Origin of the sequence: Bacteroides sp. D2 (assembly GCF_025147085.1) — a bacterium.
In the GTDB taxonomy this organism is placed as follows: domain Bacteria; phylum Bacteroidota; class Bacteroidia; order Bacteroidales; family Bacteroidaceae; genus Bacteroides.
This window is the reverse complement of sequence record NZ_CP102261.1, coordinates 2,358,806-2,376,533: the sequence shown is the minus strand read 5'-3', so window position 1 is coordinate 2,376,533 and position 17,728 is coordinate 2,358,806. Positions and strand designations below refer to the sequence as shown.

Annotated in this window: 13 protein-coding genes; all 13 read right to left on the bottom strand. The window is 45.5% G+C overall.

The features are described from left to right. Positions 1-52: 52 nt before the first annotated feature. The 13 genes from NQ505_RS08215 to NQ505_RS08155 all read right to left on the bottom strand — a co-directional run bounded on the left by NQ505_RS08215 (position 53) and on the right by NQ505_RS08155 (position 17,524). A complete protein-coding gene (locus NQ505_RS08215) occupies positions 53-1,540 on the bottom strand; it encodes an MBOAT family O-acyltransferase (RefSeq protein WP_008997841.1) in 1,488 nt (495 codons plus the stop codon). Next, a complete protein-coding gene (locus tag NQ505_RS08210; protein ID WP_008997840.1) occupies positions 1,527-2,444 on the bottom strand; it encodes an SGNH/GDSL hydrolase family protein in 918 nt (305 codons plus the stop codon). The genes NQ505_RS08215 and NQ505_RS08210 overlap by 14 nt, the downstream gene beginning before the upstream one ends. Beyond that, positions 2,431-3,822: an SGNH/GDSL hydrolase family protein gene (locus tag NQ505_RS08205; RefSeq protein ID WP_032853192.1), complete on the bottom strand. Its 1,392-nt coding sequence runs from the start codon at positions 3,820-3,822 to the stop codon at positions 2,431-2,433. The genes NQ505_RS08210 and NQ505_RS08205 overlap by 14 nt, the downstream gene beginning before the upstream one ends. A gap of 115 nt (positions 3,823-3,937) precedes the next feature. Further along, on the bottom strand, positions 3,938-4,231 hold the full coding sequence (locus NQ505_RS08200; protein ID WP_004296309.1) for a PG0541 family transporter-associated protein: 294 nt from the start codon (positions 4,229-4,231) through the stop codon (positions 3,938-3,940). A 12-nt stretch (positions 4,232-4,243) separates the two neighbouring features. Continuing rightward, entirely contained in the window at positions 4,244-7,402 is a 3,159-nt protein-coding gene (locus tag NQ505_RS08195; protein WP_004296310.1) for an efflux RND transporter permease subunit, read from the bottom strand. A gap of 59 nt (positions 7,403-7,461) precedes the next feature. Continuing rightward, positions 7,462-8,487, bottom strand: a complete 1,026-nt coding sequence (locus NQ505_RS08190; RefSeq protein ID WP_008997838.1) for an efflux RND transporter periplasmic adaptor subunit — start codon at positions 8,485-8,487, stop codon at positions 7,462-7,464. Positions 8,488-8,520: 33 nt separating this feature from the next. Next, entirely contained in the window at positions 8,521-9,867 is a 1,347-nt protein-coding gene (locus tag NQ505_RS08185) for a TolC family protein (RefSeq protein WP_008997837.1), read from the bottom strand. A 55-nt stretch (positions 9,868-9,922) separates the two neighbouring features. Continuing rightward, complete coding sequence (locus tag NQ505_RS08180) at positions 9,923-10,573, bottom strand: TetR/AcrR family transcriptional regulator (protein ID WP_004323670.1); 651 nt, start codon at positions 10,571-10,573, stop codon at positions 9,923-9,925. A gap of 349 nt (positions 10,574-10,922) precedes the next feature. Next, positions 10,923-12,422, bottom strand: a complete 1,500-nt coding sequence (hutH, locus tag NQ505_RS08175) for a histidine ammonia-lyase (protein WP_004296315.1) — start codon at positions 12,420-12,422, stop codon at positions 10,923-10,925. Then, complete coding sequence (locus tag NQ505_RS08170) at positions 12,419-13,048, bottom strand: cyclodeaminase/cyclohydrolase family protein (protein ID WP_008997836.1); 630 nt, start codon at positions 13,046-13,048, stop codon at positions 12,419-12,421. Before NQ505_RS08170 ends, hutH begins: the two co-directional genes overlap by 4 nt. A gap of 46 nt (positions 13,049-13,094) precedes the next feature. Beyond that, entirely contained in the window at positions 13,095-14,348 is a 1,254-nt protein-coding gene (gene hutI, locus NQ505_RS08165; RefSeq protein WP_008997835.1) for an imidazolonepropionase, read from the bottom strand. Between the two features lie 110 nt (positions 14,349-14,458). Next, positions 14,459-15,361, bottom strand: a complete 903-nt coding sequence (gene ftcD, locus NQ505_RS08160) for a glutamate formimidoyltransferase (RefSeq protein WP_008997834.1) — start codon at positions 15,359-15,361, stop codon at positions 14,459-14,461. Between the two features lie 165 nt (positions 15,362-15,526). Next, positions 15,527-17,524: a urocanate hydratase gene (locus NQ505_RS08155; protein ID WP_008997833.1), complete on the bottom strand. Its 1,998-nt coding sequence runs from the start codon at positions 17,522-17,524 to the stop codon at positions 15,527-15,529. Positions 17,525-17,728 lie beyond the last annotated feature (204 nt).

Below are 17,728 nucleotides of genomic sequence, written 5' to 3'. Positions count from 1 at the left end.
AAGGAAAAATATTCCAATTACGGCTTCAACCGGATATTAAAAAGAAGGTGGATCAGAACTGGAAATAGATAAACGGCTGAATCTCCGAACTCTTCATCTGAATAACAAGGTAAATCAAAGCTACCATCAATACTGCTTTTCCTACGAACGGTAAACGGGTCACTCCCCGGCAAGCTGCATTTTCCCAACTATCGGGAGCAAAATGAAGTAGGAAGCCGAGCAACATTAATGCGAATACTTTCCAATATCCTTCAAGTAACTGTGGGAACAGTTGCGGACGGAAAGTAGTGAATATCTGTCCCAGCATATCCATTGAGTTCTGAAAATCGGCATTACGGAAGAAAATCCAGCAGAAGCAGACAAAATGGAAAGTAATAATCACTCCGAACACACGCCGCCAACCATGACTTTGTTCTCCTTTCTTACGTCCGGTGATGGTCATCCACATTTTATGCAATGCTAAAGCAACACCATGGAAGGTTCCCCAAAGAACAAAGTTCCAAGATGCTCCATGCCACAATCCACCCAGAAACATGGTAATGATAAGATTCAGATATTGCCGGAACTTACCTTTTCGGTTTCCTCCTAAAGAAATATACAGATAATCCCGCAGCCAACTGGACAAAGAGATGTGCCAACGACGCCAGAATTCGGTAATGGAGGCAGACTTATAAGGAGAATTAAAGTTGAGATTGAAATGAAAGCCCAACAATAAAGCGATACCGATAGCCATGTCACTATATCCAGAAAAGTCGCAGTAAATCTGTAAAGCATAACCATACACTCCCATCAGATTCTCAACACCCGAATAGAGAGTAGGATTATCAAAAATACGTTCTACAAAGTTGATGCTGATATAGTCGGAGATAATGGCTTTCTTGAAAAGACCGGATACGATCAGAAAGATTCCGCGGCCGAACATCTCCTGCGAAACAAAGAGAGGTTTCCGGATTTGCGGGATAAAGTCGCGGGCACGCACGATAGGTCCCGCCACCAACTGGGGGAAGAAAGATACGTAGAAAGCGTAGTCCAAAAGATTCGTCAATGGCTTTATGTCCCTCCGGTAAACGTCGATGGTGTAGCTTAGCGACTGGAAAGTAAAGAAGGAGATACCGACCGGCAGGAATATATCAAGAGCGGTAAACTCTCCTCCCATCAATGATGCTATCACCCCACCCAGGAAATTGGTATATTTGAAATAGACAAGAAGTCCCAGATTGATACTCAGACTCAAAACTACTAATCCTTTACGTTTCCAATACCCCTCTGCACGATCCATTAGCTGTGCAAGAAAGAAGTCGGCAACGGTGACTATAGCAAGCAGAAAGAAGTATGTGCCGCTACTCTTGTAGTAGAAATAATAGGAAAAGAGGGTGACAAACAAGATACGGGCAGTGTATTTACGTTGTAACAACACATACACTACCATGAAAGCAGCGAACAGCCAAAGGAAGATACCGCTGCTAAATATCATCGGGGCTTGCGGATCGTAGGTAAGTACCTCTTTCAGTCTACTGAAATCTATATCAATGGGAAACATAGTCATTATATGCTTGTATAAGTGCTTGGTATAATAAATTTCCTTGCAGGATGTATCCTTCAGGTAAATAATGTACATGATCGGGACGCATCAGGTTTGCCTCCGTCCAGTTGGTGCAGGCACGACGCTTCCCTCCGACTACATCATACATATCCCACACGAGCAGGCGATGGTCTTTTGCATAACGGTGGATGGTTTCCGCTGCTGTTGCCGTACGGGGATTGATGGCATACGTGCGTCTACGCCTCCGTTGCCGGAAACTTTCATAGGAACCGGGAGGGGTAGTCAGAAGAATGGGGATGTTAGGAAGACTGTCGCGCAACAGTTTCACAAGTTCATCCATCTGATTGTAGTGCACATTTATATTATAACGCCGGTTATGGCTTTCATTGGTTCCGAAAGAGAGAATCAGCAATTCGGGTTTCAAGGCAGCGATTTCGGCAATACGATCCGGATGGGTAAATGTTAGGCAAGTAGCTCCGTTGACGCCTTTATCAATATAAGAAATGGCACCAAAGGTTTCTGCCAAACGGGCACCGGTGGTTTGGGGATAGATATGTCCACGCACGTGGCTATCGCCAATATGAACGATGCGGACTGTATCTTCGGAGAGTCCGGCACGTACCTGGCGGAGATGTTCAAAGACGGGAGCCAGCAGAGCAATGCTGTCAATAATCTCATTCCGTCCGGTTTCGCGAAAAGCAGCAGGGAAGGCTACTTGTACGTTGATCGTATCATTCGCCCAGTTCATTTCCCGTAAAGGCTTTATCCGCTTTGCAGTCTTTCCCAATGGAGAGCATACAGGCATACGGTCTTGCGCGATTGTTTCTGTAAGAAAACAAGGGACACTCAACATACCGGCGAGAATGAGAATAAAGATGGACAGCAGGTTACTCTTTCTCATAAGCACGCCTCCTGTCGTATTGTTCCTTACCATAGATCATGGTTTCATAAAGCAATCCTGCCAAATGCTTACCGCCACGGAAGTTTATATGCGTATAATCGTAGTTTGCCATAGAGGGTTTGGCATGGACGAGTTTTGCCATACTGCCCTCTCCGCCCATTGCTTCAAACATATTCCAGAATGCAATGCCGCTTTCAGCAGCAATGTTCTGCTGATAACGAATCAGATTCTTGACACCGGGCATGGTACGGAGTTCGCCGTTTTCGTTCTTATAATCACGGTCGCCAACGCTCAATAACAGGATTCCCGCTTGTGGGAAACATTCTTTCAGATGCTCGATAGCTGTAATCAATCCCTTCTGGTAATTATCATAATTGCGTCCCCGTTCGGTAGCTACATTCAAGCCATATTCGAGGATAATCAGGTCGTAAGGACGCTGGCGGTTAAACTGCTTCAACGTTTGTACCGGAATACCGCGCAGGGAAAGACCGGAACTGCCACGCAACGAGAAGTTATCGAGAATGATTCCTTTCTTTCCATCCATTGCCAAGCCATAGAACAGGGTAGAGTCTGCACGATCTACTGTCCAACGGATAGAACCGATGCGTCCGTCCACCTGAACTTGTTGTAATCCATCAGAAGGGCCTAAAGAGTAATTCTTGTTTTCTCCTTTGTTCACACGGGCAGAAAGAAGAACGGAATCTTTATTATAGAAGAAGATAGAAGCACGTTGGCAAGTATCGAGCAGGGAGGCGTATTTATTTTGTCCGCGTAGTTCTACATAAGCTCCGTTCCGGGGGACAAAATAGTGTCCGGAAATGCCTTGTTTCTTCTTATCGAAATAGATACTGTCTGTTACTGCATGGCTGGACCATCCGCCAAATGTATGCCGTACCGTAGGACGGTAACCGCTTGTCATGGAAGTGATGGTAACAAAACCTACACCGCAACCGCCGAATTGTTTCTGAAGCATTTCGCGCAAGTCGGCTGTAAATATATCCGCTTCGATAAAGGAGTCTCCGAATACGGCAATGCGTACCTGTTTGTCATCAGAGTCAGTGGAAGAGACGCGGTTGAGTGCTTCGTAGAAAGGAGTCATTCCTCGGAGGGTGGAATCGCTGTAATCTTCAATGCAGGTCATGCCTGCGCGGCAGGTATCTACAAAAGCCGGTTTTACAACAGGAGGCAAAGGGATGCTGTCCGAATCAGCTGCAGCAGTCTCCGATTCGGGGTAACGAAGATCGCTCAAAAGGTCTACACGCCTCATCGTGTGTCCGTCAATAGTCAATACTGGAAGCCAATGAAGCCCGAGTAAGGCTGCAAATACAATCAGTACGAACCACAACGAATATTTCAAATAATTCTTTATTATCTCCATAATGTTCCTAAAATCCAAAACGACCGCAAAGATAGACAAAAGCCACAAAAAGAAAGGAGAATCTACATTATTTATTAGATTCTCCTTTCCTTTTTATTTATCTACCGGATCGTTTTTAAATGGTCCGTTCAATGTTCCACACAAATGCGCGCAAGCCTAATTGTTGTGTTTCCAGGTCCATTTTATGCAAGGTGTCCAACAACGGATCGACTTTGCTGTCGTCTACTACTGTCAGGATAGCCGAGCACATACTTGGCCAGGCATGGCTTCCGAAATGCGGATCGCCTGTCTTCGAGCCACGTCCCTGTACTTTTTCGAGGTAGGTAAAACCACGACAACCCAAACGGTCGAGCAATGCCATGATTCGTTCGTAATAAGCCTGGTCGAATGTTATCAATACTGATTTCATATTTCTTTTCTATTATTTCTTTATAATACTGTCTTTATTCTCCTGGAAGTAAACATCCAATTCGCGTTGATGGCGAAGTTTACGACGACGATTCTTGATTCCTGTTCCTGCAAATACACAGTACAAAGTAGGGATCAAAATCAATGTCAAGATAGTAGATACCGTCAGACCACCGATTACGGCAATCGCCATCGGGCTCCACATTTCAGAACCCTGACCGCCACCGATAGCCATCGGAATCATACCGAGAACAGTGGTAGCCGTAGTCATCAATACCGGACGGAGACGGCTCTTACCAGATGTCACTACTGAATTGATAACCGCCAGTCCACGCTCTCGACAGAGGGTAATGTAGTCGATAAGCACAATACCATTCTTTACCACAATACCAATCAACATGATACCTCCCAACAAACTCATGACACTCAATGTACTGCCTGTGAAGAACAATGCCATCAAGACACCGCTAAATGCAAACGGCAGGGAGAACATGATAATGAACGGATAAGTCAGTGACTCGAACTGTGCTGCCATCACGATAAATACGAGAATGACAATCAGGATGGCAAGTGTTCCCAAATCGCGGAATGAATCCTGCTGGTCTTCGTACGAACCGGAAATCTGGATAGTGACTTCTCCCGGAAGATCCATTTTATCTATCACCTTATTTCCGGCAGCCACTACGTCGCCCAGCGGAGCTCCGGAGATTACAGCGGAAACGGTCACGATACGTTCACGGTCTTTACGTTCGATGGTAGGAGGTGCAAAACGTTCGACTACCTTTCCGACATCTTTCACACGAACGGATTGTCCTTGTGCATTATAAATGAGGATATTTTCCAGACTTTCCAGACTTGTACGGAATTCAGGTGCGTAACGCACTTTGATATCATATTCATCTCCGTCTTCACGATATTTAGATGCTACCGCACCATTGACACGGTTGCGCAGGTAGTTACCGGCAGTTGAAAGATTCAAGCCATGCATGGCCAGTTTCTCACGGTCGAAGTCTACCTGATATTCAGGCTGGTAGTCACTACGGCTGATATTTACCTCGGTCACGCCTTTCACTTTCAACAATTCACGTTTCAGGCGGGCTGCCACGCTATCGGTTACTGTCATATCGTATCCATAAACCTCAAAGTCGGCACTTGCTTGTGCGGACATACCTGTATTACTACCTCCGAGAATTACTTGCGCCTTACTGAATTCGGGATAGGCTTTCAAATCTTCACGCATCTCATCACAGACTGTTTCCAAAGAAACGTTACGATCGCCCGGGTCTACCAAACTGATGTTGAACGAGATAATATGTGAGCCGTTGTCCTGCATAGATGCCCAGGTGTTATCGGAGTCAGCCTGACCGACTGTATAGTTACAGACTTTCATTATGTCTTTATACTTCGTCAGCCATTGGTTGGTTAACTTCTGAGATAATTCCTGCGCTATCTCTTTTCGTGTACCGATTGGAAGTTCCAACTGTACGGCAATACGGGCATTATCCTGTGCCGGGAAGAACTCTGTACCGATACCCTTTGCACACAGCAAACTGATAACGAAGAAAACGATACATCCCACAATCACAATCGGACGATGACGTACAGCCCAGTTCAACATCTTCGCGTACCAAGTATCGAGTCCGTCGAGCGCTTTCTCAATCGGAGTAAAGAAGAGCTTGAACATCTTCGACGGCTTCTTCTGCAAACGAAGCAATTGGGAACAGAGCATTGGAGTCAAGGATAGTGCGGCGACCGTAGAAATAAACATGATGGCACACATCATCCAACCCAACTGTTTGAAAAGTACACCGGACATACCGCTTACCATCGTCAACGGGAAGAACACGGCAATCATGGTCAATGTAGAAGCAATTACAGAGATTGCCACCTCATTGGTTCCGTGCACGGCTGCCTGTTTCGGGTCGGAACCACGCTCGATATGGGTCGTTACATTTTCAAGTACCACAATCGCGTCATCCACTACCATACCGATAGCGATAGAAAGTGACGAAAGCGAGATGATATTAATTGTATTTCCACTAACCGCCAGGTAAATGAACGAGGCAATCAATGAAAGCGGAATGGTGATACAGATAATCAGCGTCGCACGCCAACGTCCCAGGAAGAGGAACACGACGATGACAACGAAAAGCAAGGCATAAACAACGGTTTCCGTCAAACTGTCGATGGTGTTCAAAATGTTGTCCGAAGTATCGACAATGACACCAATCTTCACGTCGCTCGGCAGGTTCTTCTGAAGCCTCGGTAGCGCGTCGGCCACTTTCTTGGAGATTTCTACCGAATTGGCTCCCGACTGTTTCTGAACTACAATCATAGCACCTTGCACCCCATTATTATAGGTTTCCTGTGCACGTTCTTCCACGGTATCGACAATACGGGCTACATCACGCAAAAAGACATTCGCCCCATTGTGTGTTCCCACCACTACATCTGCCAACTGACGGGAATCATCAAACTCACCTTCTACACGCAGTGCATAGGTTTCGCTACCAATATCGAAGTTACCACCGGGAATGTTCTTGTTCTCGGCTCCGATAATGGAACTTATTGTTTCGATAGTCAGATGATAGGCTTCCAGTTTGTTAGGGTCGCAATATACCTGAATCTCACGTTGCGGCGCACCACTGATAGACACGGTTCCGACTCCCGGAATACGTGCCAGCGGGTTTACCACACGGTCGTCCAATATCTTATAAAGTGCCGACTGGCTTTCATTGGCCTGTACGGAAAGTAACACGATCGGAATCATGTCCGTACTAAATTTGAAGATGATCGGATTCTCGACATCATCGGGAAGCTGTGAGCTTACCATGTCGAGTTTATCGCGCACATCATTGGTCAGCACGTCAATATCGTTACCAAACTCGAACTCCAATGTAATCAATGACATATTCTCGGAAGAACGGGAGGTAATATGTTTCAGGTTACTCACCGCATTCAACGTATTTTCGAGCGGACGAGTCACATTATTTTCTATATCCGAGGCACTTGCACCGGGATAAGCGGTCATCACCATGATTGTATTCGTGTCAATGTCCGGATACAAGTCGATAGGTAACTTGGACAAAGAGAAAAGACCAAAAATCACTACTGCCAGGAAGCAGAGAGAGGTCATAATCGGTTTCTTAACCGCACCTTCGTATAAACTCATGTTGTTTTATAAATCTGGTTAATTAATTAAAGCATTAGGCGAAAGGTAGTTTGCACCTTCTATTTAGAAGAAGCTTCTACCTCTACTTCCATACCGTTCACCAAACGCGACTGTCCGGCAACTACAACCTGTGAATTATCAGGTACACCGGATTTCAACTCGTACTCCGTACCCATGCGTCTACCTAATTCGACTTTATTATAAGATACTTTGCCGTCTTTATAAACGAATACATAACGGTCGCCTGAACCTGCCTGCTTAACGATTGCCAAATCGGGAACAACGACGTTTTCTGCCGTTCCGAAGTTTAATGTGGCACGGGCAAACATGCCCGGACGTACGCGCTGGTCTTTATTGTCCAGTCTGATCTCTACCTGGAATGTACGGGTAGTAGCATCTATAGTCGGGTAAATCAGGTTGATGGTTCCTGTAAAGACTTCATCACCATATACATCGAGTTTCACGTCGACAGGCGTACCTTTCTTCACTTTCGTAAAGTAGGTTTCGGACACATTAATCAGAAGTTTCACGGGAGTGATCTGCTCTACTACCAGAACCGGTTCTCCACCACTGTACATATCGCCGTTATCATAGTTGCGTGCAGTCACTACACCATTGATAGGGCTTTGCAAAGAGGTATTCTCCAGCAAATTCTTATAAGCGGTTTTCTTCACATCGAGTTGCATCTTCGAAGCATCCCATTCTGATTTGGACGCACCGCCCACTTTATATAGTTCGTCGATACGGTTGAACTCTATTTCCTGATTGTCGAGTTGCAACTTCGTCTGTTTCAGATTGGCTGCATCCATCTGCACAAGTTTCTGTCCTTTGGATACGCGGTCGCCCACTTCTACGAAAATCTGATCGATACGTACGGGAGACGAAGGCGCAATATTATTCTTTACTTCGGCTTCCACCGTTGCTGTGTAATCCTGTATTTGATCTACGGGGCGGGCTTTTACGTCTGCCAGCTTCACAATAGGCTTTGCGTCCACATGTTCCGCAGCAGCTTTGTCTTTTCCACCTGTACATGAGCCCATAAACACAGTTAACAGCAGGGCTACCAATTGGATACTTCTTTTCATATTCCTTACTTGTAATTTTTTAGTTGTCTATCTTTATTCTTTTCCCAGAACCTGATCGAGGTCTGCCTTAGCAACCAGGTAATCGTATATGGACTGATTGTAGGTGAGTTGCGCCTGTGTCAGTGACACTTGGGAACTGTTCAGTTCGAGCACTGTGCCCTTACCTACATCATAACGTTTTTCGGCAATCACCACCGCTTTCTTTGCCTGCATCACATTTTCCTTGTTGCTGACTACCTGCTCTGTGCTGGCACTCATATTATTGCGACAACTGACAATCTGCATATTCAACTGTCTTTCCGTATCGATACGATTCCAATCGAGCTGGCGCATCTGGATACGGGCAGATTTCACTTTCGTAAAATTGCTTGCCTTATATAAAGGTATGCTGATATTGAACATCAGGCTGGAACTGTTGCTCCAGTTATAATCGAAGAAATTGATATTCGGATTATACAATGACTGATATTGATAAGAAAAGCTCATGGAAAGAATCGGCATAAAGTTCGTCTTTAAAGACTTTACATTCTTTTCGAGCAACTTCATGTTCAAGTCCAACTGCTTCATGGTGGTATTGTTGTTCAGATTCACATTCTCTTCTTTCAACTGATTGGCAAACATGGTCGTCTCATAGTTGGTCAGATTATCATTAATCTTTATCTCCACATCGGCAGTGATGCCCATCAGAACTTTTAACTGTAATTTAGCCAAAGTCACCGCATTGGCTGCCGCAATCAGGTTCGGCTTAATGCTGCGCATCTGTACTTCCGCACTGATCTTGTCATATTCGCTCACAGTTCCCTGCTGATATTTGGCATTCACTACATTGTAATTATCTTCTGCCAGTTTATAGCTGCCTTGAAGCACTTCATAGCTATCCTGTGCAAGCATTAACTGATAATAAGCCTTGCTTACCTGATTCACCAGATCCAGTTTGGAAGCACGTGACTTCTCTACTGCCAGTTCAATGTCCGTCTTTGTCATCGACATAGCACGGTAAACACCCGGCACAAAGAGTGGCAGGTTAATACTCAACCCGGCATTGGCGGTGTTCGAACCGTCTTGCCCCATCTTGAACGACATATCGTTCAATTTCATTTCAGCCGCTTTAATTGTATGGTCTAAGGAACCGGCAATGCTGGCCTCCGGCAACAGACTTTGCCAGGCTTCCTTGCTGGCAACTTTCTTTAAGGCGATTTCTTCCGCTGCCACTTTCATTGTCGGATTCTCATCCAATGCAATTTCCAAGGCTTTGTCTAAGGTTAAGGTTAGGGTATTCTTCTCCGTCTGCGTGTCCTGCGCCTTTGCAAAACCAAATGCACAGAATGCCACAGCTACCAGAAGGATCTTCCGACCTGTCAATCTTTTCATCTTGTTCATAAACTGAATTTCTAATTTAATCTTAATTGCTTGTCAATAGAACCTCACTTTTGCTCTAGTCTTCGATGCGGTTCTTGCGATATTCTTGTATAAAGTCTTCCAGTACCCTTGCTCCTTTTTCGGTGGAGATACCGCGTATATAAGTAAACATGATGGATTCGTACACTTCAATGAAAGGGTATTCATTACAGATGTCCGTATTCAAAAGCACATCAAATTGCTCACGTACCAGCAAATTGACTATAGCGAAGTTTACATCCGAACGAAAGATGCCCTGCTCTACTCCTGTTTTGAAGAAGGACATGGTTTTCATCGAATCGCTGTCCTGCCGATTCTTCATCATCTCATATACTTTGGGATATTTCTTAATGTCTTCAAAAAAGCGTTTGTTCGTCTGATGAAACATCTCAATGCTTTTCTGAAAGACTGCAAGTATCACTTCCAACACATTGTGCGACTGTTCAAAGACTTTCTGCAAATACTTGTCTCTGTCTGCCTGTGCCTTCAGTATGCATTCTTTCAACAACGATTCTTTATCCGAAAAGACTTCGTAGAGCGTACGTTTGGAAATTCCTAATGCTGCTGCAATGTCATCCATTGTAATACTCTTGATGCCTTTCGAAGTAAAAGCTTCTGTTGCCGCCGTTATGATCCGTTCTCTTAACTCTACCCGTTGGGAAGCGTCCTTTCCATGCTCTGTCATCATCCGTTTTTCTATTTTATTAAAATGCAGTTTTCGTTTTCTCTTCATTTCCAAAGGAAAAACGGAACAAAGATATACAGAAAACTCAATTAACAAATTAAGTTTCCAGCTATTTATAGTCCATTTGGGATTTATTATCATTCAATAGAGTGAAATGAAAACAAGTGTTAATAGGAAATTTGGAACAAACACAGAGGAAAGGTAAAAGGAGGGAATATAGGAAGTAAAGTTTTATCGCTAATAGAAGAGATAGGAGCCAATAAATGCCGGATAAATATCGATAAGAATCGACACTTACCCGGCAATAACAGTCACCATTATTAACGAAAAGCGAAAAAGGGTCAATTTATTGTCAGTATTCAATCTGTGTCCTCTTCAGGAAGGCGACTGTTTTATGTATTTCCTTGTACATCACAATGTCATCTTTTACAAAAGGCACTTCTTTCCGATAGGCATGGAGGAAACGCTCAAGAACGGGAGAGGTTTTCTGCGGGCGGCGGAAGTCGATGCCTTGTGCGGCGTTCATCAGTTCGATGGCAAGGATATGTTCCAGGTTGTCCATCACTTTATAGAGTTTGGTGGCGGCATTGGCACCCATGCTTACATGGTCTTCCTGTCCGTTGGAGGAGACGATGGAGTCGCTCGAAGCTGCATAGCAGTACATTTTATTCTGGCTGACCATGGAGGCTGCGGCATACTGGGGAATCATGAATCCGGAGTTCAGACCGGGGTTGGCTACGAGAAATTCAGGTAGTCCACGGAGTCCCATAATCAATTGGGAGACACGGCGTTCGGAGATATTTCCCAATTCGGCCAGGGCTATGGCGAGGAAGTCATAAGAGATGGCAAGCGGTTGCCCGTGAAAGTTTCCGCCGGAGATGATCCGGTCTTCATCAGGGAAGATGGTGGGGTTGTCCGTGACGGAATTGATTTCGGTCAGCAGTACGGAGGCAACGTAGCGGATGGCATCTTTGGTGGCGCCATGTACTTGCGGGATGCAGCGGAAGGAATAGGGATCTTGCACATGTTCCTTGTGGCGTTCGATTAGTTCGCTGCCTGCCAGTAGTTTGCGGAAGGCTTCGCCTGTCTCAATCTGTCCCTGATGGGGACGGATTTGCTGGATGCAGTCCATAAACGGGTCGATACGGCCGTCAAAGGCTTCGAGGGAAAGGGCAGCTATCAGGTCGGCCTTTTTCGAGAGGCGGAAGGCTTTGAGCATAGCAAACACACCGTTGGCACTCATAAATTGGGTGCCGTTCAGCAGGGCTAGCCCTTCTTTGCTCATTAGTTTGACCGGTTCCCAGCCAAACTCGTCGAGTACGCTGATGGCTTCGCACTTTTTTCCTTTATAGTAGACATCACCGACACCTATCAGAGGAAGGAAAAGATTGGCGAGCGGTGCCAGGTCGCCGGAGGCTCCAAGGGAACCGCGGTCGTAGACAATTGGCATGACGTCATTATTGAAAAAATCGAGGATGCGTTGCACGGTGATAACTTGTACACCGCTATGTCCCAATGAGAGGGCGTGGGCTTTGAGAAGCATCATCAGTTTGATGATGACAGGGCGAATTTCTTCGCCTACGCTGCAAGCATGGCTTTTTATCAGGTTCTCCTGGAGGGTTCCCAATTCATCGGGAGATATATTTTTAGTGCATAGAGAGCCGAAACCTGTTGTTATGCCGTATAATGGTTCTTCGGAAGAAGCTATTTTTTGGTCGAGGTAGTCGCGACATTTCTGGATGCGTAACTTGGCTTCGGGAGCTAGTTCCAGTTTCAGGTTTTCGTTTATAATTCGTTCGATGATTTCGAAGGTCAGTGCTCCGGAACCGATATGGTATACATTCTTACTCATACGCGCAGGTCTTGATTTACGGCATCCAACAATTCTTTTTCTCTCCGACAGGCGGTTTGCTCGATGGCATCGGCTTCGGTTTGCAGCTGGAGGACAAAATCTCTGTCTTTGAGCGAACCGAGGTTGATACGGACATTCAGTAAGGCTCCCAATACGGCGGTACGGGCGGACATCATTGCTACACAGGCATCTGTGATGGCATTCCGGTTGCCGAGACGGGCAACATCTGCTATAACGGACATCATATCCAGTGCTTTACGGGCTACTTCCAACGGAACGAGGGTAGCTTGTTTGGTTGCCTTCTGGATAGCGGCACTTCGGGCGGCTTTCACTTCGTCGGTTATTTTAGGTAGTTTAAAGCAGGCAAATACTTCGTTGTAGGCAGCTGAATCTTTGTCAATAAGTGCCATAAATTCGTCCAGCAAACGGAGGGTGATGGTTTGTGCGTGCTGCATTACTTCTTCACTGACTTCGTATCCTTTTTTTCCTACGGTCAGCCGTGCCACCATCGTAGAAAGGGAGGAAGCCAGCGCTCCATTCAAAGCGGCAATACTACCGCCACCGGGCACAGGGTCACTGCAAGCTACTTTATCTAAGAAATCTTTTACGGTTAAATCTGCTAACATGGTATTCTGTTTTTTAAGTGATTAATGAATGAGAGTTTTTCAACTATTAAGCGACGGGATAAAGTATGCCGCCTTTAATAGTCATGATTACGCAATTCATGCCTATATAGTAAGGTAGAATATGATAGTTGTCGGAATTGAGAATGACGAAATCGCCTTGTTTACCTACTTCGATACTTCCAATACGGTCGGCTCGTTGAAGGGCGGCGGCTCCGTTCAGGGTGAGAGCAGTGATGGTTTCTTCGATGCTCATTTGCATATAGATGCAGGCCAGAGCAATGGTCAGCGGGATGGAACCGGAGAAACAACTGCCGGGATTCAGGTCGGTGGCAAGTGCCACAGCACAACCGGCGTCAATCATTTCACGACCTCGCGCGTAGGGTTCTTTCAAGGCGAAAGCTGTCAGAGGTAACAGGGTGGCTACTACTCCGGCATCGGCCATTGCACGGATACCGGCATCGGAAGCATGCAGGAGATGGTCGGCAGACAGTGCTCCGAGTTCGGCTGCCAGTTCGGCACCGCCGAGAGAGACGATTTCGTCGGCATGGAGTTTCAACAGAAAACCGTACTCTTTGGCTGCCTGAAGCAGGCGACGGGATTGTTCGATAGAGAAAACGCCTTGTTCACAAAAGACATCACAACATTCTGCCCACTTACCGGAATGGATAAGGGGAAGCATTTCACGAATCAGGAAATCGATGTATTCGTCGCTTCTCCCTACATATTCTTCGGGAAGGGCGTGGGCGCCGAGGAAAGTGGAGACTATATCGACGCGTTTATGCTCGGCGTTATTCAGGCTGCGCATTACTTTTAGTTGTAGTAATTCTGTGTCCCGGTCCAGGCCGTAGCCACTTTTACCTTCTACGGTGGTTACTCCCATGGTGCTCATCTTCTTCAGGAAGCTTTCAGCGGCTGAACGAAGTTTAAGGTAGTTCATTTGTCGGGTGGCTTTGACGGTACTTGCAATTCCCCCTCCCCGCTCCATGATTGACATATAGCTTTCACCTTTCAGACGCCAGGAGAATTCTTCGGAACGTTCTCCGCCAAATACAAAATGGGTATGGGAGTCGACGAAACCGGGTAAAAGGCAATGTCCGCGAGCGTTATAATGCCAATAGTGCTGGTAGTAACCATCCCGGTCTTCACCACGGTTTTCACCAACGTAGGTAATGATTCCTTTGGTCACTTCCACGGTTCCGTTTTCTATGATTTGCAGTTGAGACATTTCCTCTCCTTTACGGGCGGAAAAGCCGATGGGGGTTACGATACGGGCGTTAAATATGATTAGGTTTTCACTCATAAATAGTTCATCATAATTAGTTCATATAATAAATGGAGATATGAATGGGACGTTCTTTTAGAATGATGTTTGGCATAAAGCAATTGTGACTCATTCTATTTTCTTATTGACTATTCCATGATACGAGCTTCGAGAACTTGCTGCATAGTAAAGTTTTCGAGTCCGAGATAGTAGGAAGCGGTATCAATCAGAGCTTCCATCGGTACAAGGCCGATTATTTCACTACCTACAATCGTAACACCGTAACGACGGGCTTCGATACGTACTAATTCGAAGGCACGGTAGAGTGCGGTACGGGTATAGTCGGTCATGTTAATGGATACTTGGGTAATGTTTCGCTCTTTCAGTTCCACTCCCATTGCTTTTACATAACGAAGTCCTCCATTGATATGGCGGATATTTTTCGCTATCTTAGTGGCTATTTCCAGATTATCTGTACTTAGATTAATATTGTAAGCTACGAGTGGCATACGGGCTCCGATTGCTACGGTACCTGCGGTCGGATGTCGTTCAGCAGGTCCGAAGTCAGGTTGCCATTCGGGTAGTTTGATCTTTTCGGCCATTCCTTCAAATTCGCCTTTACGAACGGAGGCGAGATTTTCCCGGTGTGGCGCAGTAGCCGACTTCTCATACAGGAAGACGGGAAGATTATATAGCTCCGCAACTTTCGCTGCTACTTTTTTAGAGAGTTCGATGGCTTCTTCCATACTGGTGTTCTTAATCGGGATGAAAGGAATTACATCTACCGCTCCCATACGAGGATGTTGCCCGGTGTGCCGATTCAGGTTGATCAAACGGACAGCTACACCAACGGCTTCAACTACTGCTTCACACAGTGCTTCCGGCTCTCCCACAAGTGTGACAACCAGACGGTTATGATCTTCATCATTACTGTAATCAAGCAGTTTTACTCCGGCTTTACTACGGAAAGGGGCTACTATCTGATCTATTTTCTCCAAATCACGTCCCTCGCTAAAATTGGGGACACATTCAATAATCTTATTCCAACTCATATCAAATATCTATTATTATAGAGGTTATACTTTACTGAATAACTATATGTTTTACATCAAATAGCCACATGGTTTATCCGAAATAACTGCATGTTTAAACTATTCCATATATTGTGGGAATTTATTCCCTCATATTACGGGAATGTTTTCTCTTATATTGTGAGACTACTTTCCCACAATAGATGGAACTATCTTCTTTATTAATTCTTCGTCCGCCACATACGGCATTGTTATCTGATAATCTCCAGCATGGGACTCATTAAATGCTTCACTCGTTTCCATCGCATGCGGATTACGCGCCCACGAACGGCGGGCTACTCCTCCCATTACGTCCCAAAGCATTGCCGAACGGAGTATTTCATCTACCCGTTTGCTACCGTCGCATACCATACCAAAACCGCCATTGATTGCTTTGCCAATGCCGACGCCGCCCCCATTGTGTAAGGCTACCAGACTCATTCCACGGGCACAATTTCCGGCAAAACATTGCACAGCCATATCTGCCATCACATTACTTCCGTCTTTGATATTCGACGTCTCCCGGAAAGGAGAATCCGTACCGCTGACATCGTGGTGGTCTCGTCCCAGCATAATAGGGCCTACTTGACCCCGGCGAACCATCTCATTGAAACGGAGGGCTATCTTCATTCTTCCAACTGCATCCTGATAAAGAATACGTGCCTGTGTACCCACCACGAGTTGATTCTTTTCTGCATCCCGTATCCAATTATAGTTGTCCAGATCCTGACCGCGCCGATTGACGTCGATACACTCCATAGCCGCATGGTCTGTTTTTATCAGATCTTCGTGTTTACCACTCAAGCAGACCCACCTGAACGGACCGTAGCCGTAATCAAAGAGTTGGGGTCCCATAATATCTTCGACATAACTCGGCCAGATAAATCCGTCTTTTTCATCAACACCATTATAGGAGATTTCTTTTACTCCGGCATCGTATATGGCTTTCATGAAAGAGTTTCCATAATCAAAGAAATAAGTTCCGCGGGCTACCAATTTCTTGATGACCTCGAAATGACGGTGCAAAGATATGTCTACCAAGTGACGGAATTCCTCCGGCGATTCGTGAAGAAGGCGTGTGCGTTCCTCGAAAGTCAGTCCGGCTGGGCAGTATCCACCTTCGTAAACGGCGTGACAGGAGGTTTGATCAGATAATAGTTCGATCAAAATCTTTTCACGCTCGGCATACTCGAGCAGGTCTACTATATTTCCATGATAGGCAATGGAACAAGGTTCACGGCGTCGCATTGCTTCAGCTGCCATCCGGTATGCTTCTATGATATCTACAGTCACATGCCCTACCCATCCCTGGCGGTAACGTGTTTCAATACGTGAACGATCTACTTCGGCTATGATGGAGACTGCTCCTGCTATTTCGGCTGCTTTAGGTTGTGCACCACTCATTCCTCCCAAACCGGAAGAAATAAATAAGTGCCCCCGCAAATCTTGGTCTTGTGGAATTCCGAGTTTCAATCGTCCGGCATTCAGGAGGGTGTTGAAAGTGCCATGCACAATGCCTTGAGGGCCGATATACATCCAGCCTCCGGCTGTCATTTGTCCGTAATTGGCAACTCCCATCTGGGCGGCAATATGCCAATCACGTTGATTGTCGAATTGTCCGATCATCATCGAATTGGTAATTATAACGCGGGGAGCATCGGGACGGGAGCGGAAAAGCCCCAATGGATGTCCGGATTCAATAACTAGTGTCTGTTCCTGGGTAAGTTCTTCCAGATATTGCTTAATCAGTCGATATTGCATCCAATTTTGGCAAACTTGCCCGGTTTCACCATAAGTAACAAGTTCGTAGGGATATAAGGCTATATCGAAGCAAAGGTTATTGTCAATCATTACCTGAAAGGCTTTGCCTTCAATACATTGCCCCTGATATTCATCAATCGGCTTTGCTTTCAAGTCTCCGGCAGGACGGAAACGGTATCCGTAAATCCGCCCGCGAGTGCGTAGTTCTTCCATAAATTCAGGAGCCAGTTGTTCGTGCCATTCGGAGGGAATATAACGCAAAGCGTTTTTTAATGCTGTGATGGTCTGCGCCGGGGTAAGTGTATAACCACGGTCGGAAGCTCTCCGGATACCTTCTACAAAATCCGGATAAGGAGGTAGCGTGTTGCCAAGAGTTATTCTCATAATAAACAGAATTAAGGATTACAAACTGTAAGCAATACAGTCTTATAACTCTTCGCAATATAGAAAAAAAGAAGATAAAAGACAAGAGAAATAACAGATTTATTATCAGAAAGGCATTATTACATTTACTGTTTAATAGAATGGTAAGATACAGGCAATGTCAGGAGTCTCTTATGCTTTTATACAGATACAAATGCAGGTCTT